The sequence below is a fragment of the Chroococcidiopsis sp. CCALA 051 genome (assembly GCF_003015105.1).
In the GTDB taxonomy this organism is placed as follows: domain Bacteria; phylum Cyanobacteriota; class Cyanobacteriia; order Cyanobacteriales; family Chroococcidiopsidaceae; genus Chroococcidiopsis; species Chroococcidiopsis thermalis.
Map to the genome: position 1 here is coordinate 14,376 of NZ_PYCI01000044.1, position 24,082 is coordinate 38,457.

The window sequence follows — 24,082 nt, forward strand, 5'->3', positions numbered from 1 at the left end:
ATTGATAACCTCACCCCAGCAGATCTGTAAAAATTGACGCATTTTGATAAATGTTGCTGCGATCGCAAATTTAATACAATATGTAGGAATTAATGGGTCTTGGTAGGGTGGGTTTATCGATTTCCTCGTGAGAAGATAAAGATTGTTGGTAAACCCGCCCCTACGTTTTATTTATTTAACTTCATTGACAACCCAATTCGTTTTCTCTGCACGTCAATTTCTAATACGCGCACTTTGACAATTTGTCCAACCTTGACAAACTTTTTCGGATCGTCCACAAAGCGATCGGCTAGTTGAGAAATATGAACTAAACCATCTTGGTGTACGCCAATATCTACAAACGCGCCAAAGTTGGCTACGTTAGTGACGATTCCTTCTAATTCCATGCCCGATTTGAGATCGGAGATTTCTTTGATATCCTCTCGAAATGTAGCATATTTAAATTCAGCTCTAGGATCTCTGCCGGGTTTTTCTAATTCGCCGATAATGTCTCTTAATGTTGGTTCGCCTACAGTTTCAGTCACGTATTTTTTCAGATTCGTTCCTTTGAGCTTAGATGCAACTTGAGAAATTTGAGTTAATGATACGTTTAAGTCGTTAGCGATCGCCTCCACAATTTTATAACTTTCCGGATGAACGGCTGTATTATCTAAAGGATTTTCTCCACCTCGAATCCGTAAAAATCCGGCAGCTTGCTCGAAGGCTTTTGGTCCTAATTTGGCTACCTTGAGTAACTGGCGACGATTTTTAAATACACCGTTTTCATTCCGATAGGCAACAATGTTATTGGCAATTGTTGTCGTAATTCCAGATACATAACCCAGTAACTCCTGAGAAGCAGTATTAAGGTCTACGCCTACGTAGTTCACGCAACTTTCTACGGTTTCCTCTAGCTTTTGCTTCAAAAGTTTTTGGTCTACATCATGCTGATATTGTCCCACACCAATTGATTTGGGATCGATTTTAACTAATTCTGCTAGCGGATCTTGCAAGCGTCTGCCAATACTAATTGCACCGCGCACGGTAATATCAAGTTCGGGAAATTCCGCGATCGCAACTTGACTGGCAGAATAGATCGATGCGCCCGATTCATTAACCATCACCTTAATTGGTTGGCGTTCCACCGTCTGCAAGACTTCTGAAATAAATTCATCCGTCTCTCGTCCTGCCGTACCGTTACCGATCGCAATTAACTCAATTCGGTATTTTTCCAACAATTGCTTAACAGTTTGTGCTGCTTGCGATCGCGCTGCTGCTGATTGGTGGGGAAAAATTGCTTGATATGCCAAAAATTGCCCTGTTTGCGATAGTACGGCTACCTTACATCCCGTCCTAAATCCAGGATCGATCGCCAGTGTCGGACGCATTCCGGCTGGACTGGATAACAATAAATCGCGTAAATTTGCCTCAAAAGTTTTAATTGATTCAACATCGGCAAAGCTTTTTTTCTCATTACGGACGGCACTAATTAATGACTCTTTCATCAATCGCGTCCATCCATCTTTGAGTAAATCGTGGTAGAATTTCCTCAAACTGGGGTTCTTCGTGCGAATTTCCTGCGATTCTAGATAGGACAATACCACCCCTTCATCAAAACTGAGATCGAAATCCAAGATTCCTTCGGCTTCACCGCGATATAGTGCGAGTAGATTGTGCGGTGCGATATCTTCAACTCGAATTTGATAGTTGCGGTACATTTCAAATTTTGTCGTACCTTCGGGGTAATCGTCCTTGACTCGCGAGACAAATACCCCTTCGTTGAGTAAATATTCGCGGATGTAAGCGCGTAATTCGGCTTTTTCAGCAATTTCCTCTGCCAAGATATCAGCTGCACCTTTAAGCGCTTCCTCCTTTGACTTAACTCCCTTTTCCTCAGAAATATATTTTACTGCTTCTGTTTCTAAAGGTACGATGGGGGCGTTTTTGACATTGAGAGATTTAATCCACTCGGCGAGTGGTTCTAATCCCTTTTCTCGCGCCGCCGTAGCGCGGGTGCGGCGTTTGGGGCGATAGGGAAGGTATAAATCTTCTAATTCAGTTTTCTGCAAGCAGGCGGTGATTTTTGCCTGTAGTTCCTCTGTCAGTTTACCAAGAGAGGCGATCGCGCTTAAAATTGCTGCTTTTCTTTCTTCTAGTTCTGTTAGGTAAGCGTGTCTGTCAGCTAGTTCCCGCAATTGGGTTTCGTTCATCTCCCCCGTGCGTTCTTTACGGTAACGAGCAATAAATGGAATTGTCGCACCCTCCGCCATCAGTTCGAGTGCGCTTTGCACCTGGAAGGGTTTGAGAGTCAGTTCTTGAGCTAGTAGTTGGGGAATGTTTACCATCGAGTCAGTCAGTTTATGCAGTCTCTCTTAAAGGTAATATGCCATATGATTCAAAAGTGCAACGGTGAGCGAAGTGGCGAAATTACCCGATGAAACATTTTCTACTATCTTTAGCTTGCAACGACGACTGCTAGAACGCATCGACGAAGCTACAGCTACAGATGCAGCCATCTTTGAGCGGTTTGGAGAAGTGGAGGAAACAAGACCAGAACTAGAAGAACTCCAAAGTATTAGGGAGAGATCGACATCTGCTTACACTCGACTCTACACTCTTTTGTTAAGAGTGGCAGAGGCTCAACCAGTAGCTAGTTCTGCTACGCTAAATTTATTTACTGGAGCAATCGATAGAGCAGACACAAGCCTACGTTGATTCAGCAGCAGCAAGTATTATGGATGTCAAAAGGAACTGGAATTTGCCATGAGTAACCAACCTAGAATACCCGATCCAGAAACCAGAAAGCGATCTGTTGAGAAGTTAAAGGAAGTTTGTCGTCAGTTTGACGAGTTGAATGAGTTACTCGATCGCGCGATCGCAAGTGCAGAAGCAGATATTCGCAATAGTCCATCATCCGCTTATCGGACGCGACAGCAGCAGAAAAGGAGACAAATGGAAATATAAATGAACATAAAAATCGACGATCTTTCTAGCTCTGAAATTGCTGAGTTTTTGGAAGAACATATCAGAGAAATGAAGTCCGTTTCGCCTCCTGCAAGTAAACATGCTCTAGATTTGGCAGGGTTGAGAAAACCACAAATTACATTTTGGACGGTGTGGGATGATGGTAGGTTAACAGGCTGTGGTGCAATGAAAGAATTAGATGCAAGCCATGCTGAAATTAAGTCGATGCGTACAACAACCTCATATAGAGGGAAAGGTGTTGCATCAATGCTACTTCAGCATATCTTGAACGAAGCGAAGCTACGAGGTTATCGGCGTATAAGTTTAGAAACTGGATCGATGCCTTTTTTTGAGCCAGCACGCAATTTATATGCGAAATACGGCTTTAAGAACTGTGCGCCTTTTTCTAAATATAAAGAAGATCCAAACAGTGTTTTTATGACAAAGGATTTGTAATTTAAAATCTTCTTCTTTGTGTCTTTGCGTCTAACGCTACGCTTCGCCTACGGCTGATGCGCGACACAAAACTAGATCTTGAAATGCACCTGAGAATTAAGCTGACACAAAATTTCTACTAATTGCTCAATCTGACTCAATTCATGAGTCGCCATCACAGAAAATCTTATTCTACTTGTCGGTACGGTAGGAGGACGAATTGCTGGCGCAAAAATTCCCGACTCTTTCAAATTTGAACCAAATTTTAAAGCCGTGGCTGCATCTGCTAATTGCAAGCACAAAATTGGCGACTCAGAAGGTAATAATTTTAATTGCGGTAATTCTTGAGTCATTAAATGTTTTAAATAATTAATATTTTGCCAAAGTTGCTGTCTGCGTTCTGGTTCTTCTCGTACAATAGAAATTGCCGCGATCGCAGCCGCAGTATCGGCAGGAGAAAGAGCTGTGGTATAAATCCAACTAGCCGCACGGTTGCGTAGAAAATCAATTAAAGCGGCTGAACCTGCGACGTAACCGCCTAAACTTCCCAAAGCTTTGCTCAGCGTGCCAACTTGAATTAACGGGCTACTAGTAAGATTAAAATATTCTACACAACCAGCCCCAGTTTTACCAAAAACTCCGGTAGCGTGAGCCTCATCAATTAATAGCATACAGTTAAATTGAGCTGCTAAATCTATTAATTCTGGTAACGGGCATAAATCTCCATCCATACTAAAGACGCTATCAGTCATAATTAAACAACGACGGTAGCGATCGCGCTGTTCTAACTGGGTTTTTAAAAATAAAATATCGTTATGGGGATACTCAATAATTGTTGCACCGCTGAGAATCGCTCCATTTTTTAAGCAAGAATGATTGTATTGGTCTGAAAGAATTAGATCTCGTTTGCCAACTAAAGCCGCAATTGTACCCAAATTTGCCAAATATCCCGAACTGAAAACTACAGCATCTTCAGTTTGTTTTAGAATTGCGATCGCTCGTTCCAATTCTCGATGCAATTCTCGATGTCCGCTAAGTAGACGAGAACCCGTACTTCCCGCACCGTATATCTGCGTAGCCGTTATAGCTGCTTGAATTAACCGTGCGTCCCCTGCTAACCCTAAGTAGTCGTTACTAGCAAAATTAATCAGCGATCGCCCTTCCATTCGGATAATAGCACCAGGGCGGCTGTCAATTGTCTGTACGGCACGATACCAATCGGCTTTGTGGATGGTTGCTAAAGATTGTTCTATCCAAGCATAAGGATCTTTTGACATGGGGGATGAGAACGTAAATATTCTATACAGCATGATACTTGTAGGGGCGCACAGCTGTGCGCCCCTACCACAGGTTACGTGTTTCATCTCAGCAATTCAGTAACCTTACCGATATACCTTTAGAATAGGCGATCGCATCTTCTCACCTGAGAATATACCAACAAATACCTAGTAACATCTAAGTAGGAATGCGGAGACAGCTGCACAAGTGCAGAATAAACCAGTGAATTTGCGGTTAAATAAAAATCAGCCTCATTCTAGGATGATCTCATATTCAATTTTCACTTAGAAAACAAAAGGTGCGTTGTGGCTTCAAACGGTAACATGAAACGTACATTAGATGAAGTTCTGCCTCTTGCAGAAAGTTTGCCACTAGAAGATAAAGCTGAGTTAGTACAGCGGTTGATTGGCGAACACTCAGGCTTAAATGTAGTTATTGATAATAGCTGTTTATCTGGTTCAATTATTGGTTTGGTTAACTTAATGAGTCGCGATGAGGTTGCAGAAACATTAATTGCGATCGCTAACAGAGTGATTCTTGAAGGAAAAATTTCTAAAGGATAGTCGGAGGGTGCGTTAATAACGCACCTGACTATTTTAAATAGTGGCAAAACTAGGATTCATCGGCTGAGTTTTTTGCTCTTGAGCTACGTTTAACTTCTGAACGAACTCCTGAGTTAGCTGACTAAAAGCTTTGGCTCCAGCAGAGTGAGGATTGCTTAAAACTACGGGCATAAAACTATCAACTGCTTTCGCAACGTTGACATCCATTGGAATTTGAGTATTAAAGATTTTATCAGAGGTAAAATCCTGATTGATCCGCTGTACGACTTGCCTTTGGTATCTACCTGTAAATAGATTACCAGCCATTGTAAACACAATGCCGATGAGTTGAATTCCCATTGCAGCCTCAACTTCATGGCTTTTTTTCAATTCGGCAATGCGTCTTTCTAGTAACTGAATTCCTACAATTGATAGGGGTTCGGGCTTAGCTGGTAAAATATAGAAATCGCTAGCAGCAAGAGCGCTACGAGTCATGAGATTGTAACCAGGAGCGCAATCGAAAATAATGCAGTCATAATCAGATATAATTGGCTGTAAAATCTGTTTGAGCAAAGTTCTTTCAAACCGATTCCAGACAACTTCAAAATCTAAGCGATCGACTTCAAAAGCTTTTTCATGTAGCATCTCTGCTACCATATATTCGTCATATAACTCAATATCTCCTGGCAACAAATCCAGGTTATTAATATTACAGACCGAACGATGAATTGCATCTTGAACCGGAAGTCTGGCTTGAGAGTTTGGTTGAATAATTTGATTGATAAAATTTTTGAGGGTGCGTTTTCTTTTTCTATAGTTAGCGAACTCTGTGGGAGCCATCAAGCTAAGAGTGGCGCTAATTTGAGTATCTAAGTCAAAAATCAATACTCGCTTACCATGCTCTTTTGCTAGTGCTGTGGCTAGATTGACGCTGAGAGTCGTTTTGCCGACACCTCCTTTCATGTTAGCAGTGGCGATCGTATAGGTCATATTTGACATCCTCGCTATACAGCTCTTGGTCGGTTTGAATCTCCGAATAGCTTAGCTGCACTTGCACAAATGGGAGAAAATTGTTTGAATATCTTTATGAAATTTAGTGATTTAAGCATTACCCGCCAGCAATCCATTTTTTCTGAATTGCCAACACCGCCGCCTGGGTGCGATCGCGTACTCCTAATTTCTGGATAATGGTATGGACGTGTACCCTAACCGTACCAGGAGTAATGTACAGGGTAGAAGCAATTTCTTGGTTAGACTTACCCGCCGCAATCAAAGCTAAAATCTCTTGTTCCCGTTGCGTCAGTGGTAAAGTTGATTCTGCTGGAGTGGCGATCGCCTCACCCGTATCTGAGTTACGATCGAATGTAGTGCGAATCTCTGTCGTTGCCGTGCGATCCCACCAAGAAGCACCAGCAGCCACCGAACGAATTGCTAAAATCAAAGTCTCGGCAGCAATCCCTTTCAAACAATAACCCGCTGCTCCTGCGGCAATCAACCGCGCAATCAAAGACTTTTGAGAATGAGAAGTTAAGACTAAAACTGGTAACTGGGGATTTTGCTGTTTAATTTGCCGACACGCCTCTACACCGCCAATTCCAGGTAATCCTACATCGAGTAATACCACATCGAGGGCGTGACGCTGTACCATTTCTACGGCTGTTTCCCCATCCTCCGCTTCAGCAACGATTTCTATACCTGATTCTTGTTGCAATTTGACTTCTAAACCAAGGCGAAAGAGTTCGTCATCTTCAACCAGGAGTAACCGTAAGGAAGGAGACATTCTTATGTATAAACTGACAAAGCTGGTAAACGAAAACAGAAAAGCGCGCCTTGAGGCAAACGATTCTCTGCCCAAATTGTACCGCCATGCGCGGAAATAATTTGCCGTGTTAAGTATAGTCCCAAACCAGAACCTTTCGCTTGGCGATCGCTATGTCCCTGATAAAATCGTTCAAATAGATGTGGTAATTGTGCGGCAGTAATTCCCAAACCGTTATCCAAAACTTTGACAAGACAATATTCCGCCTGAGATTCAAATACCACTTCTACCTTACCACCGCGACGGGAATGATTAATTCCGTTTGTGAGGAGATTGGTAAACACCCGCGCTAATTGCAGCGCATCACCCTGAACCCACATGGCACGACGAAAATCTGAGTCTCCGTACCCCAAACTAATATAAACTTGACGCGAAGCAGCGAGATCTGTCAAGGAGGCGATCGCTGCTTGCGCTATTGTGACTAAATCCACAGGCGCTAGTTGTAATTGCAATCCTTCCGTATCATTGCGATAAACGTCTAGCAAGGTTTCCACCAGTTGTAGTGTAGACTGATGCGAACGGATCATCTTTTCTAAAATCTTGTAATGGGTAGGCGTAACCGTACCAAATTTTCCTTGTTCCCAAGCCTTGAGAGTTTCAATCGCACCGAGTAGCGGAGTTTTCAAGTCGTGGGTAAGCGTAGAGGCAAAATCTTCTCTCACTCTAGCTAACTGTTCCTGAGACTGTAATTTAGCTTGTTGAGAAGCGATCGCAATTTCGTATTGATGGTTGCGATCGCCCAAGATTCCTGTCACAATCAGAGCGATCGCGGCAATGATCCGACTAGCGATCGTTGAAGCTTTTGCAATCTCATCTCCAGGCAGCCATAAATTTAAAATTGTCAGTCCTACAGCAGCAAGAGTAGTGTAAAATGTTGCTTTCCTACCCAAGCGGGAAGCTGAAATTAGGATTGGTCCCGTGTAAAGATAGCCAAAGACATAATCTACAGGAGTCACGAACTCTAGTATCAGCACTACTACAAATAGGCTAATAACTTGCCACAGCGAACTCCAGCTAAAGTTTTTGTGAAGTGCGATGGTCTTATCCTCGTTCGATTCTTTAATTATTATTTTGTCATCTTTAACGAGACAATCTAGGCAATCTCCGATATATCTTACTGTTTGTCTCTACTGGAGGTAGTGTTTAGTCAGTGTTTAGTTCTAACTATACCGACAGATATAGCAAGAGAATAAATTATATATATAGTCTGCTCTATGCGATCGCTGCTATTTTTATTGTCATTGTCTAAACAGTAGCAATATAAAACTTATATCTAAACTCAATTGTAGAATTTAAGTAACATCAGCTAAGTTATTACAAGTCATAAATATTTAGCAGACTGCTCAAATAATTATGTTGCTATAGTTTGGAACAGAAAAAACTCTTGATATTAGCAGGTGGTGAGCCTACTCTACAAGATGAAGTCAGCAGAATCTCAAGCATAAGGTAAATAAAACCTACTTTGCTATCAAACATATCAATTTTAAATATATATGTGGCAAGGATTTCTTCAAATCGCAATAACACTAATTATTTTGGTAGCTATTACCCCTTCTTTTAGTAGCTACATTGCCTCCGTTTTCTTAGAAAAGAAAACATTTCTCGATCCAGTAGCGAAGCCTATAGAACGTGTCATCTACGCTTTAGGTGGCATTCCTACCAAGAGTGATATGACTGGATGGCAATATGCTCAGGCGATACTTTACAGCAACATCGTCATGGGCATTTTTGTTTACCTCATCTTCATGTTGCAGGGAATCTTACCCCTAAATCCGACCAACTTACAAGCACCGAGTTGGGACTTAGCACTGCACACAACCATCTCATTCGTTACTAACACCAATCAACAGCATTATTCTGGCGAGACAACATTTAGTTATGCTAGTCAAATGCTAGCTTTAGGATTTCTGATGTTTACCTCAGCCGCCACTGGATTATCTGTAGGAATTGCCTTTATTCGCGGTTTAACAGGTAGACCTTTAGGAAACTTCTATGTCGATTTGGTGCGATCGATTACGCGAATTTTACTGCCAATTTCCATAATTGGGGCGATCGCATTACTCATGGCAGGCGTTCCAGAAACTTTAGCAGCACCAGCTACAGTTACAACTTTAGAAGGTACAACTCAAGTTATTGCCAGAGGACCGGTTGCTCATTTTGAAATTATCAAGCAACTGGGAGAAAATGGCGGTGGCTTTTTTGGGATCAATTCCGCTCATCCATTTGAAAATCCAAATGCTTTTACTAATTTAGTAGAAATACTAGCGATGGTATCTATTCCCGCTGCTTTAATTATCACATACGGCATTTTTGCAAATAATAAAAAGCAAGGGTGGTTGCTGTTTTGGATGGTATTTATCATTTTTGTCACGCTAGTTGTGGTGACAGGAGTAGGCGAATACCAAGGTAATCCTCTAGTAAATAATTTAATTGGTGATAGTCCCAACTTAGAAGGCAAAGAAGTTAGATTTGGTTGGGCAGAAACAGCATTGTGGGCAGTTTTAACTACAGGAACGATGTGCGGTGCAGTCAACGGAATGCACGATTCTCTGATGCCAAGTGGCGGCTTTTCTACCCTATTTAATATGTTCGTGCAAATGGTCTGGGGTGGTCAAGGAACGGGAACGGCTTATTTGTTCGTTTACCTAATTTTGACCGTGTTTCTCACAGGTTTAATGGTAGGTAGAACCCCAGAATTTTTAGGACGCAAAATTGAAAAAAGAGAAATCGTTCTCGCTAGCGTTATTTTACTCGTCCACCCGATCGCGATTTTAATTCCTAGCGCGATTACTCTTGCCTTTCCCGATACGCTTGCAGGAATTAGCAACCCTGGGTTTCACGGTATTTCTCAAGTTGTCTACGAATATACCTCAGCATCAGCTAACAATGGTTCCGGTTTTGAAGGATTGGGGGATGCTACTTTATGGTGGAATTTAAGTGCTTGTTTCAGCTTATTAGCAGGACGCTATTTACCAATTACTGCCTTGTTGCTATTAGCCGACAGCATGACACGCAAACAGCCAGTTCCAGAAACTACAGGTACTTTGAGAACCGACACCCTGCTATTTACTGGCGTTACGGCTGGTGTAATTCTAATTTTAGGTGTCCTCACATTCTTCCCCGTTCTCGCCTTGGGACCAATTGCCGAAGGATTTCAGCTAGCATCTGGCAGCTAGTAGTCGCACAACTGTGCGCCCCTAGCAAGCATTACACATCACGCACCACGCACCACATTATATGGATGTAACCTCTACAAAACCTCCACGTCCTAGACCGCAAGGACCTCGCGGCGATCGCAAGCATACACCTAAAGTCAACACTCAAGGACTTTACAAAAGAGCAATGAAAGAATCTTTTGTCAAGCTTAAGCCACGAGTGATGTTAAAAAATCCCGTCATGTTTGTGGTTTATGTAGGAACAATTATCACCGTCTTGATGACATTCGATCCCAATTTATTTGGTCCAGTTCAAGGCGAAAACCTGAGATTTTTTAATGGGTTAATCGCATTAATTTTATTCTTTACTGTAGTATTTGCCAATTTTGCTGAAGCCGTGGCAGAAGGACGAGGCAAGGCGCAAGCCGATGCTTTGCGATCGACAAAATCAGATACGATCGCCAAAAAACTTTTACCCGATGGATCGATTCAAGAAATTTCTTCTACCCAACTGCATCGCGGCGATATGGTTAAGGTGGTGGCTGGCGATATTATTCCCGCTGATGGTGAAGTGTTAGCAGGTGTAGCTTCAGTCGATGAATCGGCAATTACGGGGGAATCCGCACCCGTATTGAAAGAACCAGGTTCGGACGTAGCAAGTTCCGTCACGGGTGGGACACGCATTCTCTCCGACGAACTGTGTATCCGCATTACAGCCGATCCTGGTAAAGGCTTTATCGATCGCATGATTTCCCTGGTAGAAGGGGCGGAACGCGCTAAAACTCCCAATGAAATTGCTTTAACGGTGTTATTAGCAGTTTTAACGTTGGTGTTTCTGTTTGTTGTAGCGACATTACCAACAATTGCTAGCTATGTAAATAGTCCCGTCAGTATCGCAATTTTGATTGCCTTGTTAGTCGCACTCATCCCAACTACCATCGGCGGTTTATTGAGCGCGATCGGAATTGCAGGTATGGATCGGGTGGCACAATTTAACGTCATAGCCACCTCTGGACGCGCCGTAGAAGCCTGCGGCGATGTCAACACTCTCATTTTGGACAAAACAGGTACGATCACGCTAGGCAACCGTTTGGCAGAGGAGTTTGTGCCTGTCAACGGTCATACGATGAATGACATTGCGCGAGTGGCGTTAGCAGCCAGCGTGTTTGACAATACACCGGAAGGAAAGTCAATCGTCCGCCTTGCAGAAAGATTGGGAGCAACAGTAGACTTCGATCGCAACCTTGCTGAAGGAATTGAATTTTCTGCTAAAACCCGTATGAGTGGGACGAATTTACCCGATGGGAGTGAGGTGCGTAAGGGTGCGGTAGGCGCGATTAAAGGGTTCGTGCGTTCCCGTAGCGGACGCGAAACCCCCGAACTCGATACAGCCTACGAACGCATTTCTCAATTAGGTGGTACGCCCTTAGCAGTTGCACTCAATGGCGAAATCTACGGTGTAATTTACCTCAAGGATATCGTCAAACCAGGTATACGCGATCGCTTCGATCAGTTGCGGCGCATGGGTGTACGCACAGTCATGTTAACTGGAGATAACCGCATTACTGCTAGTGTAATTGCTCAAGAAGCTGGGGTAGATGACTTTATTGCCGAAGCCACACCCGAAGACAAAATCGAGGTAATTCAACGGGAACAAGCGCAAGGCAAAATTGTTGCCATGACAGGAGACGGAACGAATGACGCGCCAGCATTAGCACAGGCAAATGTGGGAGTTGCGATGAATTCAGGAACTCAGGCGGCGAAAGAAGCAGCGAATATGGTCGATTTAGATTCCGATCCAACAAAGCTAATTGACATCGTGACTATTGGTAAACAACTGCTAATTACCCGTGGGGCGCTGACAACTTTTTCTATTGCCAATGATATCGCTAAGTATTTTGCAATTATCCCCGTCATTTTTGCTTCAGCTAATTTACAAAGCTTGAATCTGATGGGATTAACTAGCACAAACTCAGCTGTATTATCAGCATTAATTTACAACGCTTTGATTATTCCGGCTCTAATTCCTCTAGCTTTGAAGGGTGTAAAGTTTCGTCCGCTATCAGCAAATCAGTTGCTACAGCGAAATATTCTAATTTATGGTTTAGGTGGGGTAATTGCACCATTTATTGCAATTAAGTTAATTGATGTTTTGGTGTCAGCAGTGGGATTAGCCTGACAAGGAGTACAAAGAAATGAAACGACAGACAATATTAAATCGATTACCAACTACCAACTACCAACTACCAACTACCAATTTATGTATCCGTCCCAAACTACCCCTCGTCATTTTCCTCGTTTTATCTCTTAACGCCATCCTCGCTCCAATAGTATATGCAGCCACAGATGAAACATGGCAACGAACCCAAGCCTATGCACTAGGAATTTTAGGTTTCATAACATTGGCACTAGTAATTTATTTATTTGATGTCGTATTTCGACCGGAGCGATACTAATGTCTATATTTCGAGAAATTCTGCGAGGAATTCGTCTAACTCTGGCGCTGTGGGTACTAACAGCAGTTATTTATCCCGGTTTAATTCTCTTAGTGGGGCAATTACCATTTTTGCAAAGTCAAGCTAATGGCAGCATAGTGGTAAATTTGGAAAATCAACCTGTAGGCTCGGTTTTAATTGGTCAACCATTTACATCTGAAAGATATTTTCAAAGTCGTCCTAGTACAGTTGACTATAGTACTAGCACAGAAACTGCATCCACTGGTGTATCTGGTGCGAGTAATTTAGCTCCTAGCAATCCTGAATTACTCAAACGAATTGAAGCACAAGCCAAACAGTTGCAAGAGAACGGTATTCAACCCACTGCCGATCTGGTTTATACCTCTGGTTCTGGCTTAGATCCTCATATTACATTAGAAGCAGTAGAAGCACAGTTAGTAAGAGTTGCCAAAGCACGGAATTTTTCAACTGATGAAATTGTACCTTTTGTAAATAAGCATACTCAAGGTAGATTTTTGGGCATATTTGGCGAACCTGGAGTTAATGTATTAAAGCTAAATCAAGAATTAGATGTTTTGGAAATCACAAAGGGGAAGTCGTAAGTCAAAAGTCAAAAGTTAAAAGTCAAAAGTTATCAACTACTAACTTCTCACTACTGACAAATGGCAAATGACAAATGGCGAAAAAAGGTAAGCATAAAATTTTTATTGGTATGGCTCCTGGGGTAGGAAAAACCTATCGAATGCTAGATGAAGGTCATGCTTTGAAGCGAGAAGGAATTGATATTATTATTGGATTGCTAGAAACCCACGGAAGGAAAGAAACAGCACAAAAAGCTGAAGGACTAGAGATCGTACCGCGCCAACACATTATGCGTAGCGGTATGACATTAACAGAAATGGATACAGAGGCAATTATCAAGCGATCGCCTCAGTTAGTATTAGTAGATGAACTCGCTCATACGAATGTCCCTGGTTCCTTCCACGAAAAACGCTATCAGGATGTAGAAGATATTTTAAGAGCGGGAATTGATGTCTACTCTACTGTCAACATTCAACACCTCGAAAGTCTTAACGATCTCGTAGCGCGGATAACAGGAATTGTAGTACGAGAGCGCGTTCCCGATCGCCTACTCGACGAAGCAGATGAGGTGGTGGTAGTCGATGTCACGCCAGAAACTTTAGAAGAAAGATTGTTAGAAGGTAAAATTTACGCTTCTAACAAAATTGACCAATGTTTGCAAAACTTTTTCCAACGCCGCAATTTGATCGCTTTGCGCGAACTAGCACTAAGAGAAGTCGCCGATAACGTTGAAGACGATGCCCTAGAACTGAGCGCCCGTAACAACGGCAATGACCTAGACGGACAGTATTGTAACATTCACGAACGGGTTTTAGTCTGCGTCTCTACTTATCCTAACTCCGTTCAGCTCTTGCGACGAGGGGCAAGAATTGCTGGTTACATGAATGCACCACTCTACGTTGTGTTTGTGGAAGATCCAGATAAATTCCTCACTAGGGAAGAAAGCCTACACGTCGAGACTTGTGAAAAATTGTGTCAAGAATTTGGCGGTACATTTATTCGCGTCAAGAATCATGACATTGCCAAAGCGATCGCGGATGTAGCCTGTAAGTATCATGTCACGCAAATCGTCATTGGGGAAAGCCAACGATCTCGTTGGAAAATCTTATTGAAAGGCTCCTTAACTCAAAAATTAGTCCGCCTACTTAAAAATATCGATCTGCACATCATCGCAACCGACAAAAAAGAACCATTATGAAGTCGTAAGTCGTAAGTCATTTTTCTCCCTCAGCAACCTTGCGCCTCCTCAGCTCAAGAGCAGCTCTCTTACCTCCCTGCTCCCCAACAAATGTACTAGGATAAAACAGAGAAATCTTCCAGATGCAGCAGGCATGAACTTTTTAACTTACGTTCTCCATGTGGTAGGTTCGGGTGCGATCGCGTACTATACTGCTCGACAAATCCGCGATCCCCTCACACGTCCCAATACTCTCGCTGGCTTCCAATTAGCAGAATCAGGCTCGGTTCCCTTCTTGACAAAATTGAGTCAACGTGCTGGCGTAGAAGGCGATGAGTGGTTGGCTGAGAAACTGGCAAAACACGCAGCTGATGAAACTAGGCACGGTCAAATTTTCGCCCATGCTTTGAAACAACTGAATAAACAAGTCATCGATTTCAAGCGGGAGCGCGAAAAAACGCCAGAGGAAAAACCGAAGGAACAGCAGCGCAGTCCCTTTTTTGATGCTTTCTTCAAAGGCTACTCCCCAGAGCAGCTTAAGCCGGAAAATATGGAGTGGAATGTATTTCTAGCTAGCACCTACATTTTAGAGTTGGATGCTAGCAAAGATTTCGTCCGCATGGCAAATGTATTACCTGAAGACGAACCAACTAGCCGTAACCTGAAAAAGAGCCTTCTGAGCGTAGCTCAAGATGAAACTGGTCACGCCAACTACCTCTATGAAGCCATGATGCGGCGAATGCCTGCAAACCAAGTGCAACAACTCGTAGACGAGTGGCGCACCCGCAAAGTCAATGCTCTCATCGCATTTACCAGCAATATGCTTCAAGGCAAAGACAAACCACGTTCTTTAGTAACAGAAGGCGCTCCCGCCGAAACGCCAGCCGACTCTCAACCGCAAGAATTAGCAGCCGTTTAAATTGGTCATTTGTCATTTGTGAGTGGCTAGTGGCTAGTAGCTAGAATCTTTATCTAGTCACTAGCCACCAATCACTAGCTACTAAGAACTGACCTCCATGCCTTACTTAAACGATTTAGCTCAATTTCTGGATCGCTTTTTTGCGATCGAGCGCTATTCTGCTTCTGAAAGGGGTGGTGTTTACATACCATCACCGCGCCCAATTAGTAGAATAGGACTAGCTTTAGAGCCGGGGGAAAATTTATCCCAGTGGGTGGAGAAACAAAAATTGGATGCACTGTTTCTCCATCGTCCTTGGAAATTCCAAGCGGAATTATTGCCAGATATTGGGATCTTATCCTATCACTTGGCATTTGACGAGTGCATGACATTGGGGTTTAATTCCCGTCTAGCGAATGTATTATCTATGTCAGACTTGGAGGTACTGGGAGAAAAACAAGGGCGAGCGATTGGTGCAATTGGTAACATACCTCAGCAAAAGATCGCGGAATATTTACATTGCATTACCGAAATTTTTGGCGGACTAGAAGAAGTACATCTAAGTAAAACAGTAGAAGTTTCGCGTATAGCAGTTGTAGGAGGAATGAACGATGAACTAGTTAGGGAAGCTGCGACACGCGGCGCTAATTTGTATGTCACTGGACAAATGCGGCAGCCAGCCGTTGAAGCTTTGAAGGAAACGGAAATTAGTGCGATCGCAGTGGGACATCGCCGTTGCGAACAATGGGGTTTAAAATCCCTTGCCGGACTGTTGCGCGATCGCTGGTCTGGGTTATCAGTCATCGGTGAAGAAAGGGAGTAGGGAGCAGGGAGTAGGGAAGAATAATTTAACTCACGCACTACGCACTACTTTCTTATCAACAACGAAACTAATTACGCGATCGGATTTGGCGGTAATATTTTCTCATACGTATATGCTTAAATTCGATGTAAAAAATGTGACTTCAGTAGGTCAAAAACGTTATAATCAAACTCATATTTGGACGAGATTTTTCTAGAATATAACTGTACATTCACGGAAGTAACGAGCAGTTGGTATAAAAAATAAAATGAAGTTACAGTAAAAGTCCGCTTGAAGATTGAATGAAAGTGAAGATAAGTTTATGAAGGAATTTTTATAAGTTCATTAAATTATGTTAGTAAATTAATTCGAGAACATCCCCTAGCGTCGGCAAGTTGGGCAATTTATAGTTTTGCTTGAAGTGTTTGGCGTGCAATATCTATCAATGCTGCTACACAAATCTTTTACAGAGGAATCATGCAAGCTTCCCCAAACATTACCTCCGCTTGGCAACGGCTCAAAAAGAACGAATTGAGCTGTAATGATGCGATCGCCCTTCTAGTAGATAATGAAGGAATTGTCAACCAAACACTACTAGATAAGGAAGTTAGTAGCAGATTTTTGCGCCACTTTCCCGATAAAACTTCCTTGCCTCCAGCTATTCCCTTGCTATTGTGGCGTGGATGTTACTATCTCGGTTCGCCCGTATCCCTCGACTCAGAAACGCTAGCCCAACTACAACAGCGCACGGGTAGCCAAATCGAAGTCGTCCCCATTGCAGACAAAAGCTACCGTACTTGGTTTCACTCTCAAAGCCTCAATCCCAATCGGATCAGCTCTATGCCCATAGTTAACCCAATTACGGGACAACTAGAGCAAGAAGACATCAGCGAAACTACAGAAATTTATTTAAGCAAAGCTGGCGATCAAATCGAGCGGATCAAAACTATTATCTCTGGAGCATTACGCAACCGAGCTAGCGACATCCACTTAGAGCCAATGGTAGATGGCTTGAGAGTGCGTTATCGAATTGATGGCGTGCTACGTGACATTACCACCCTACCAATAACAATGAGCCGCCGCGTCGTGATGGCGTTGAAGGTGATGTGCAACATGGACATTGCCGAACACCGCCGCCCGCAAGATGGCAGGATTGAGGAAAAGTATGCTTCAGGCGATGAAGCAGAACTCAACATGGACATGCGCGTCAGTACCCTGCCCTGCGTCAATGGCGAAAAAGCAGTTATCCGCCTCTTGCCCCGAGAAAATCCCTTTACTCACTTGGGCAACCTGGGCTTTGTTCCAGAAACGATGAACGCCTACAAAGCTTGGTTAGAGCAACCCCAAGGCATGATTATTCTGACAGGTCCCACGGGAAGCGGTAAAACTAGTACACTTTATACGAGTTTGCAGAATGTTGCTAAAGAACACGTTAACGTCGTCACGGTAGAAGATCCGGTTGAGTACGTCCTGCCAGGAATTACTCAAACTCAAGTCCACGAAGCCGCAGGGATGACATTTGCCGCAGGGATGCGGGCAATTTTGCGTCAAGATCCAGACATTATCATGGTGGGTGAAGTTCGCGATAGCGAAACGGCAGAAACCGCAGTCAGAGCAGCGCTAACCGGACACTTGGTATTTACGACGCTCCACACGAATGATGCACTCGGGGCAATTCCGCGTCTGAAGGATTTAGGTATAGATCCTGGTTTGTTGAGCGATGCGTTGTTGGGAGTGGTGGCTCAGCGTTTGGTACGTCGCGTTTGTCCCCATTGCAGCGAGCCTTATACCCCTACAGAAACAGATTTGAAAGTGCTGGGATTGGGACGAGACATACGTACTGATACGTGGCGTAAAGGTCGAGGTTGCTCGATGTGCTTCAATTCTGGATTTTTGGGACGGGAAGCAGTTGTCGAATTGATCGACGTAGACGATCGCATCCGCGATATTATCTACGAAGGTACGATGACCCAGTTACAGCGATACCTACGAGAGATTAACTATGCATCTTTCCGCAAGGCAGCGGTAGAGAAGGTAATGGCTGGGTTGACCACCGTACAAGAAGTCTTGCGCGTCCTACCTCGTTGTGCTTTGTACAACAACCATTTTGCCAGTGATAGCTTGGCTGAATCGGAATATGAATTAAACGGGCGCAAGCTGCCTGAATTGGGGAGAATGCAATAGCGATCGCGGTATGTATTTCATTTGAATGTAGGGGCGCACAGCTGTGCGCCCTTACATAATGTGTGCGCGCCCCCTACATATTTAAAAAAAGAGGGGAAGGATTTTTGTTTTCCTTCCCCTCTTTCTTGCGGTTATTTTTACTATCTTCGGCTTTATCGCCTTCTTTGAGTCTTTGACGCATCATCTGCGCCTGTTTCTTCAGTTGTCTGGCTCTTGCCGCACCGCCTCTACCTTTGTCGTTTCTACCTTCGCGACGGGGCGACTCCCATCGTTTGAGTCGCATACTCTGCTCCTTTGCAGCTTTTCTGGTATTGTGCTGATGGGCAGGAGGAGAATCGAACTCCTATGGGTTTAAGCCCGCTTGATTTTGAGTCAAGTGCGTCTACCAGTTTCGCCACCCGCCCTTTTTTTCAGCTTTACCATTGTAATCTATTTTTGTATTTTCTAACAAGTTTTGATATTCGCGACTAGATGCCCAGCGATCGATCTCTCTAGCACGTAAGACTGGCACGGGATGAGTGAGTTGAGAGGAGTGAGCTGATTTCAGCATTTCGCCAATTTCGGTATTGCTAATATTGTCGTAAGCGCGCGCTTGCTCGATAAAAGCATCGAGATTGAGCTGGGAAGCCAGAACGGGAGAACCACCAGCGAGTTTCATCAATATCGACATCACAACTTTGGGGTCTTGAGTCGCTAGCAAGGCAGCGCGATCGCAGGTAAACTCAGCACAGCGTACCCATTCTAATAGTTGCGCCTGTAGGGTTTGGACGAGTAACTGACCCACATTAGGCAGTTGTCCGGCTGCGAGGACAATTAAATTCACTAGCGTCAAATAGACACCGTGATCGCATTTGAGATGACCCAATTCGTGAGCAATCACCGCCTGCACTTCTTCTGGTGTCAGCAGATCGAGCAGTGAAGTGTGCATGACAATAAATGGTTGCTTACCTCGCATAGCAAAAGTGTAAGCATTGGGGACTGGGTGCTGTCTGACATATAATTGCGGCGGTTCCAGATCCAAAACCCGACACGCTTCTATTAACAGTTGATGATATTGCGGTAATTGGCGATCGCTCACCAGAATACTTGAGGCAATATTTTCAATATAGAAAAATTGTTCTGCCAATTGTCCCAATAAATTTCGCACCAGCAAATCGACACCAGGAATTTGTTTGAGTGCTTTAGTTGCTTCTAAGTCTAAAGGATGACGAAAAGAATCTGCTTTAAGCCCAACTAACTGCGTCTTGAGGGAAGACATGAGTATTGCGAACCAGTTTGTAGTATGTAGATGCGATCTTAACAGTTGTCAGTTATTAGTTATCAGTGACCAGCCATCAGTTATCAGTGTAGAGACGTTACATGTAACGTCTCTACACTGATAACTATCAACAATCCGGTAGAGGAATTTTCATCGAACCGCAATCTTTGCGATTGCAAAGATACCATTTCGCGGGTGCAACTGCGCCTTCAGTGTCGAAGTACACGAGTCCTTCAGGAATGTTGTAGTAGATTTCCATTGTCACCTCGCAACCGAGGATGCGCTGAAGTAGTTTTTTGAGGATCTCTTGCCTGGAACCGATTGCTGCCGTCACTTCGCGGCTTTTGCAGTGTACCATCAGCTTAGGGCGGTTGGATTGTTCGCAAGACCAAACGTTAAAATCTACAGCCAGACGTAACAAAGCCCTCGTTTGAGGATCGCACATCTCAATTAAGGTATTTTCAATTTCAGCCTTTTCAATTGCGGTTGGTTTTTCTTTGTTGTAAATCAGTTTCATAACTTAATTTCCATACTGCTTACCAACATTTTTGAGATTTTTTTACCAACTTTGCGTCACATCTGCCACATTTTTTATCTCGCTCAACTTTTAATATCAATGAAGGCAGGCGATCGCATTCAATCATGCAGAAGTGCTAATTGTGGCTCAGTTTCAGCCTAGCTTATTCTGTATTTTCCTGGCTATTAGTAAATCAGTAATTGTTAACTTGGTTCAAACATTTTCACAAAATTTTACTTCAAAAAATCGGAAAAAGCTGTCTTCTATCTAACGAGAGAAATGTATGACGATACCTTACATTTTTATTAACTGTTCTTTCAGTACAAGCCATCATGTGCGGAGAGTGACATTTCCCGTCAACTGTCAACTCTCCAAAACCCTATAACAATCACCATGACTAAAACACGATTAGCTATCACTTACGTCAGCTATTGTCAATGAGTACATTTTTCATATAATGGATGAAATATAAAAATGAACTTTTATTAAGCTGTTAAGCGAGGAGAAAGTTAAAGATGTATGTCGTGCAAATTGCCTCTGAATGCGCTCCCGTTATCAAAGCAGGCGGCTTAGGCGATGTCGTCTACGGGCTGAGTCGGGAATTAGAGATTCGGGGAAACAGTGTCGAGCTGATCCTGCCCAAATATGATTGTATGCGCTACGACCACATATGGGGATTGCACGATGCCTACCGCGACTTATGGGTTCCTTGGTACGACGGTAGAGTTCACTGTTCTGTCTACTGTGGTTGGGTACACGGGCGAGTTTGTTTCTTTATCGAACCGCATTCTCAAGATGACTTCTTCAATCGCGGCTGCTATTACGGTTGTAATGATGACAATATGCGATTTGCTTTTTTCAGCAAAGCCGCTTTAGAGTTTCTGCACCAGAGTAATAAGCGCCCCGATGTGATTCATTGTCACGACTGGCAAACAGGGCTAGTACCCGTGATGCTGTATGAAATCTACAAATATCATGGCATGGGGAACCAACGAGTTTGCTACACGATCCACAACTTCAAACACCAAGGGATTGCTGGAAACGAAGTCTTACAAGCAACAGGACTGAATCAGGCAGAGTATTACTTCCAATACGACAAGCTACAAGATAATTTCAATCCCTTTGCCATCAACCTGATGAAAGGGGGGATTGTCTACTCTAACGCTGTCACGACTGTATCGCCTAACCATGCTTGGGAAGCTCATTATACAGAAGTTGGCAGTGGTCTAGGTCATACCCTACACCAGCATCAAGATAAATTTAGCGGCATTCTCAACGGGATTGATTACGATTTCTGGAATCCAGAAGTAGACCGATACATACCTTTTAATTACAACTCAGACGATTTTGAGCAAAAAGTCTATAACAAAAAAGCTTTGCGAGAACGGCTTTTACTGCGCGACGAACCAAAAAAACCAGTTATCGCCTACATCGGTCGATTAGATAATCAAAAAGGGGTTCACCTCGTCCATCACGCGATCTATTATGCTCTCCAGAGAGAAGCGCAGTTCGTCTTACTAGGTTCGGCGACAGAACCAGGAATCAACGCTCATTTCAAACATGAGAAAAACTTTTTAAACGATAACCCCGACTGCCATTTAGAACTCGGTTTTAACGAAGAGTTATCTCATTTAATCTATGCTGGCGCTGACATGATTCTCGTCCCCAGTAATTACGAACCTTGCGGATTGACGCAGACAATTGGGATGAAATACGGTACTGTACCGATCGTGCGCGGAGTTGGTGGGTTAGTAAATACAGTCTTCGATCGCGACTACGATCCCAACAAATCTCCAGAAGAACGTAACGGTTACGTCTTCTATCAGACCGATTACGGTGCTTTAGAATCGGCAATGGATCGGGCGATTGGTTTGTGGTACAACCATCCTCAAGAGTTTCGCCAGCTTGCCCTACAAGGCATGGCATACGACTACTCTTGGAACCATCCAGGCACGGAATATCTGAAAATTTACGATCGCATTCGGCATCAATAATTGCTTACCCAGTCAATCCTTTGAGGGCGGGTTTTTCAATCTCTTCGTAATTGACAGAGATCTTTGAAAAACCCGCCCCTACAGTAATACGACCAATTACCAATTACCCATTACCAATTACCAATTACCCATTACTTGCTATAAGTCACGACGCGATCGATCCGAGGTCTGCCGAATCTCTCCCAGGCATTGCCCCCACGTAGAAATAATTCCATCCAACGAATTTCTCTCCCATTCGGATCTTGCCAGCCAGAACTTCCTGGTGCGAATGCCAGCGTCCCTTCGGGAACGCGGAAACTACCATCCGAATATACCGCATCGCTGATCGTATCCCCTACCCGAATCGTTACCTTAGTTTCTGGTTCTAAGTTGACGCGATCGGCGGAAATGGTAGTTTTAATGTTACCGTAGCCATCGATCCACGCCACGCGATCGCTTGGTGGATCGGGAATCTGCTGCGGATCTAACTCGTCGCCTAACAAACTTAAGTCGTCAGAGGCGATCGCTGCTGCTGCTTGAGGAAATACGTCTCGCGATCGAAATTGCGAACCGCCGCGAGAAACCTTGACAATTTTGATCGTCTGTGCTGCCGACTTAATGAAAGACAGAGTATAACCTGCATTAACTCCCACAACTTTGACGTTGTTGGGTAACAGTACGTATGTCAGTCCTTCCCCTTCATTATCTTTCCTGGGTTGTGCGTCGTCCTGGCGCGGCGCACAATTATGATAAATTAGCCTTTCTGCTGTACCGGGATTCAGTCCGAGTTGAGCCACCCAAAAGCCAGTGGCTAGGGTACTGAATGGTGGTACGGAAACCCAATGAATTTGCGCTGTTGGTAACGACATCAATAGCCGTTGGGTAACTTCAGCAAAAGCTGGGTCGCCATTTCCATAATCTGCAATCAGGTTAATTTGCATAAGTTATTAGCATATGTAATTGGTCACAGCCTGCAAAATTCGTTCCGCTGCGTGTCCGTCTCCAAAAGGATTAATAGCTGTTGCCATTTTTTCGTATGCAGTTGGGTGACTTAACAACTCAGCCGCCGCCATCACAATTTCTTCTGTTTGAGTTCCAATCAATTTTGCCGTTCCAGCCGTCACAGCTTCAGGTCTTTCTGTCGTTTTACGCAAGACCAAAACTGGTTTACCCAAACTCGGTGCTTCTTCTTGCAAACCACCAGAATCGGTTAAAAGCAAGTGCGATCGCTGGATCGCCCCTACTAATTCTCCATAATCTAGCGGATCTGTCAAGAAGACTCTCGGATGCTGACCTAAAATCTCTTGTAGCGGTTCGCGCACGATCGGATTGCGATGCAATGGCAACAATAAAGCTGTATCCTCAAACTTTTCTAGTATCTGCAAAAAACCTTGGGCAATTCCCTGAAGCGGTTCGCCCCAGTTTTCTCGCCGATGCACTGTAGTTAATAAAACTCTATATTTGTCCCACTCTAAACCATCGATCTGACAAGCTGGTTGCTGTTCTGCTACCGATAGCAATGCGTCAATGACCGTATTACCCGTTTGATGAATTTCTCCTAAAACGCCAGAACGTTGCAAATTCTCTACTGCTTGCGGCGTGGGGGCAAAGTGCAAATGTGCCAACTGAGAAATCAATCTGCGATTCGCTTCCTCTGGATATGGATCGTAGATATTGTCTGTTCTCAGTCCCGCCTCTACATGTCCTACCGGAATTTTTTGATAGAATGCTGCCAAAGCAGCTGCAAAAGCCGTAGTCGTGTCCCCTTGAACTAAAACTAAGTCCGGCTGCTGCTGTTCAAACAGGGTTTCCAATCCTCGCAGACTGCGACAAGTAATATCGCTCAGAGATTGTTGCGATTGCATAATTTCCAAATCTGCATCTGCCTTAAGGTTGAATAGTTGCATGACTTGAGCAACCATTTCTCGATGCTGTCCGGTTAGAACAACTTGGGTATCAAACTGAGGCGCGTGTTGAAACACCTGAATCACTGGTGCTAGCTTAATTGCTTCCGGGCGAGTGCCTAAGATAATGCAGACTTTTTTCATTGAGCTGGTTTTGCT

23 protein-coding genes and 1 tRNA gene are annotated in these 24,082 nt (G+C 43.7%); 13 read left to right on the forward strand and 11 right to left on the reverse strand.

Annotation, left to right across the window (positions count from 1 at the left end; all coding sequences use genetic code 11):
• Nucleotides 1-167: 167 nt before the first annotated feature.
• Nucleotides 168-2,324: a Tex family protein gene (locus C7Y66_RS12930; RefSeq protein ID WP_106545891.1), complete on the reverse strand. Its 2,157-nt coding sequence runs from the start codon at nucleotides 2,322-2,324 to the stop codon at nucleotides 168-170.
• Nucleotides 2,325-2,388: 64 nt separating this feature from the next.
• Between C7Y66_RS12930 and C7Y66_RS12935 the strand changes: the two genes are divergently transcribed.
• From C7Y66_RS12935 to C7Y66_RS12945, 3 genes are read left to right on the forward strand one after another with little or no spacing between them, the layout of a single operon-like run.
• Nucleotides 2,389-2,694: a hypothetical protein gene (locus C7Y66_RS12935; RefSeq protein ID WP_199197415.1), complete on the forward strand. Its 306-nt coding sequence runs from the start codon at nucleotides 2,389-2,391 to the stop codon at nucleotides 2,692-2,694.
• Between the two features lie 48 nt (nucleotides 2,695-2,742).
• Nucleotides 2,743-2,943, forward strand: a complete 201-nt coding sequence (locus C7Y66_RS12940) for a hypothetical protein (RefSeq protein WP_015155177.1) — start codon at nucleotides 2,743-2,745, stop codon at nucleotides 2,941-2,943.
• Nucleotides 2,944-3,399 (forward strand): GNAT family N-acetyltransferase, encoded by a 456-nt coding sequence (locus C7Y66_RS12945; RefSeq protein WP_106545892.1) that lies wholly within the window; start codon nucleotides 2,944-2,946, stop codon nucleotides 3,397-3,399.
• 71 nt (nucleotides 3,400-3,470) lie between these two features.
• On the opposite strand, the gene bioF is transcribed toward C7Y66_RS12945, so the two are convergent.
• Nucleotides 3,471-4,655, reverse strand: a complete 1,185-nt coding sequence (gene bioF, locus C7Y66_RS12950) for an 8-amino-7-oxononanoate synthase (protein ID WP_106545893.1) — start codon at nucleotides 4,653-4,655, stop codon at nucleotides 3,471-3,473.
• Between the two features lie 324 nt (nucleotides 4,656-4,979).
• Between bioF and C7Y66_RS12955 the strand changes: the two genes are divergently transcribed.
• On the forward strand, nucleotides 4,980-5,219 hold the full coding sequence (locus tag C7Y66_RS12955; protein WP_106545894.1) for a hypothetical protein: 240 nt from the start codon (nucleotides 4,980-4,982) through the stop codon (nucleotides 5,217-5,219).
• A 33-nt stretch (nucleotides 5,220-5,252) separates the two neighbouring features.
• Here C7Y66_RS12955 and C7Y66_RS12960 read toward each other — a convergent pair whose 3' ends face one another.
• The 3 genes from C7Y66_RS12960 to C7Y66_RS12970 all read right to left on the reverse strand — a co-directional run bounded on the left by C7Y66_RS12960 (nucleotide 5,253) and on the right by C7Y66_RS12970 (nucleotide 8,054).
• Complete coding sequence (locus tag C7Y66_RS12960) at nucleotides 5,253-6,188, reverse strand: ParA family protein (RefSeq protein WP_106545895.1); 936 nt, start codon at nucleotides 6,186-6,188, stop codon at nucleotides 5,253-5,255.
• Nucleotides 6,189-6,306: 118 nt separating this feature from the next.
• On the reverse strand, nucleotides 6,307-6,978 hold the full coding sequence (locus C7Y66_RS12965; protein WP_106545896.1) for a response regulator transcription factor: 672 nt from the start codon (nucleotides 6,976-6,978) through the stop codon (nucleotides 6,307-6,309).
• A gap of 2 nt (nucleotides 6,979-6,980) precedes the next feature.
• Nucleotides 6,981-8,054: a sensor histidine kinase gene (locus tag C7Y66_RS12970; RefSeq protein ID WP_370143939.1), complete on the reverse strand. Its 1,074-nt coding sequence runs from the start codon at nucleotides 8,052-8,054 to the stop codon at nucleotides 6,981-6,983.
• A 456-nt stretch (nucleotides 8,055-8,510) separates the two neighbouring features.
• Between C7Y66_RS12970 and kdpA the strand changes: the two genes are divergently transcribed.
• From kdpA to C7Y66_RS13010, 8 genes are all read left to right on the forward strand, one after another.
• Nucleotides 8,511-10,193 carry a potassium-transporting ATPase subunit KdpA gene (gene kdpA, locus C7Y66_RS12975; RefSeq protein WP_106545898.1) on the forward strand — a complete coding sequence of 561 codons (1,683 nt, stop codon included), beginning with the start codon at nucleotides 8,511-8,513 and terminating at the stop codon, nucleotides 10,191-10,193.
• Nucleotides 10,194-10,254: 61 nt separating this feature from the next.
• Nucleotides 10,255-12,351, forward strand: coding sequence for a potassium-transporting ATPase subunit KdpB (gene kdpB / locus C7Y66_RS12980; RefSeq protein WP_106545899.1), 2,097 nt, complete (start codon nucleotides 10,255-10,257; stop codon nucleotides 12,349-12,351).
• Nucleotides 12,352-12,367: 16 nt separating this feature from the next.
• A complete protein-coding gene (locus C7Y66_RS12985; protein ID WP_106545900.1) occupies nucleotides 12,368-12,628 on the forward strand; it encodes a potassium-transporting ATPase subunit F in 261 nt (86 codons plus the stop codon).
• Nucleotides 12,628-13,230 (forward strand): K(+)-transporting ATPase subunit C, encoded by a 603-nt coding sequence (gene kdpC, locus C7Y66_RS12990; RefSeq protein WP_106218050.1) that lies wholly within the window; start codon nucleotides 12,628-12,630, stop codon nucleotides 13,228-13,230. Before C7Y66_RS12985 ends, kdpC begins: the two co-directional genes overlap by 1 nt.
• Before the next feature lie 74 nt (nucleotides 13,231-13,304).
• On the forward strand, nucleotides 13,305-14,408 hold the full coding sequence (locus tag C7Y66_RS12995; RefSeq protein ID WP_106545901.1) for a universal stress protein: 1,104 nt from the start codon (nucleotides 13,305-13,307) through the stop codon (nucleotides 14,406-14,408).
• Nucleotides 14,409-14,541: 133 nt separating this feature from the next.
• Nucleotides 14,542-15,306 carry a rubrerythrin family protein gene (locus C7Y66_RS13000; protein WP_106545902.1) on the forward strand — a complete coding sequence of 255 codons (765 nt, stop codon included), beginning with the start codon at nucleotides 14,542-14,544 and terminating at the stop codon, nucleotides 15,304-15,306.
• Between the two features lie 97 nt (nucleotides 15,307-15,403).
• Nucleotides 15,404-16,108 carry a Nif3-like dinuclear metal center hexameric protein gene (locus C7Y66_RS13005; protein ID WP_106545903.1) on the forward strand — a complete coding sequence of 235 codons (705 nt, stop codon included), beginning with the start codon at nucleotides 15,404-15,406 and terminating at the stop codon, nucleotides 16,106-16,108.
• Between the two features lie 456 nt (nucleotides 16,109-16,564).
• A complete protein-coding gene (locus C7Y66_RS13010) occupies nucleotides 16,565-18,271 on the forward strand; it encodes a GspE/PulE family protein (protein ID WP_106545904.1) in 1,707 nt (568 codons plus the stop codon).
• A gap of 73 nt (nucleotides 18,272-18,344) precedes the next feature.
• On the opposite strand, the gene C7Y66_RS13015 is transcribed toward C7Y66_RS13010, so the two are convergent.
• The 4 genes from C7Y66_RS13015 to C7Y66_RS13030 form a co-directional block, all read right to left on the reverse strand.
• Complete coding sequence (locus tag C7Y66_RS13015) at nucleotides 18,345-18,554, reverse strand: hypothetical protein (RefSeq protein WP_015155192.1); 210 nt, start codon at nucleotides 18,552-18,554, stop codon at nucleotides 18,345-18,347.
• A gap of 37 nt (nucleotides 18,555-18,591) precedes the next feature.
• Nucleotides 18,592-18,675 (reverse strand) — tRNA-Leu (locus tag C7Y66_RS13020).
• Nucleotides 18,654-19,529, reverse strand: coding sequence for a M48 family metallopeptidase (locus tag C7Y66_RS13025; protein WP_106545905.1), 876 nt, complete (start codon nucleotides 19,527-19,529; stop codon nucleotides 18,654-18,656). Before C7Y66_RS13025 ends, C7Y66_RS13020 begins: the two co-directional genes overlap by 22 nt.
• 127 nt (nucleotides 19,530-19,656) lie before the next feature.
• Nucleotides 19,657-20,046, reverse strand: coding sequence for a hypothetical protein (locus C7Y66_RS13030; protein WP_106545906.1), 390 nt, complete (start codon nucleotides 20,044-20,046; stop codon nucleotides 19,657-19,659).
• A gap of 515 nt (nucleotides 20,047-20,561) precedes the next feature.
• On the opposite strand from C7Y66_RS13030, the gene glgA reads away from it, so the two are divergent.
• The gene (gene glgA, locus C7Y66_RS13035; protein WP_106545907.1) at nucleotides 20,562-22,040 is read left to right on the forward strand and encodes a glycogen synthase GlgA; all 1,479 of its coding nucleotides are present in this window, start codon (nucleotides 20,562-20,564) and stop codon (nucleotides 22,038-22,040) included.
• Between the two features lie 131 nt (nucleotides 22,041-22,171).
• Here glgA and C7Y66_RS13040 read toward each other — a convergent pair whose 3' ends face one another.
• A complete protein-coding gene (locus C7Y66_RS13040; protein ID WP_106545908.1) occupies nucleotides 22,172-22,960 on the reverse strand; it encodes an S-adenosyl-l-methionine hydroxide adenosyltransferase family protein in 789 nt (262 codons plus the stop codon).
• A 6-nt stretch (nucleotides 22,961-22,966) separates the two neighbouring features.
• A complete protein-coding gene (wecB, locus tag C7Y66_RS13045; protein ID WP_106545909.1) occupies nucleotides 22,967-24,067 on the reverse strand; it encodes a non-hydrolyzing UDP-N-acetylglucosamine 2-epimerase in 1,101 nt (366 codons plus the stop codon).
• Nucleotides 24,068-24,082 lie beyond the last annotated feature (15 nt).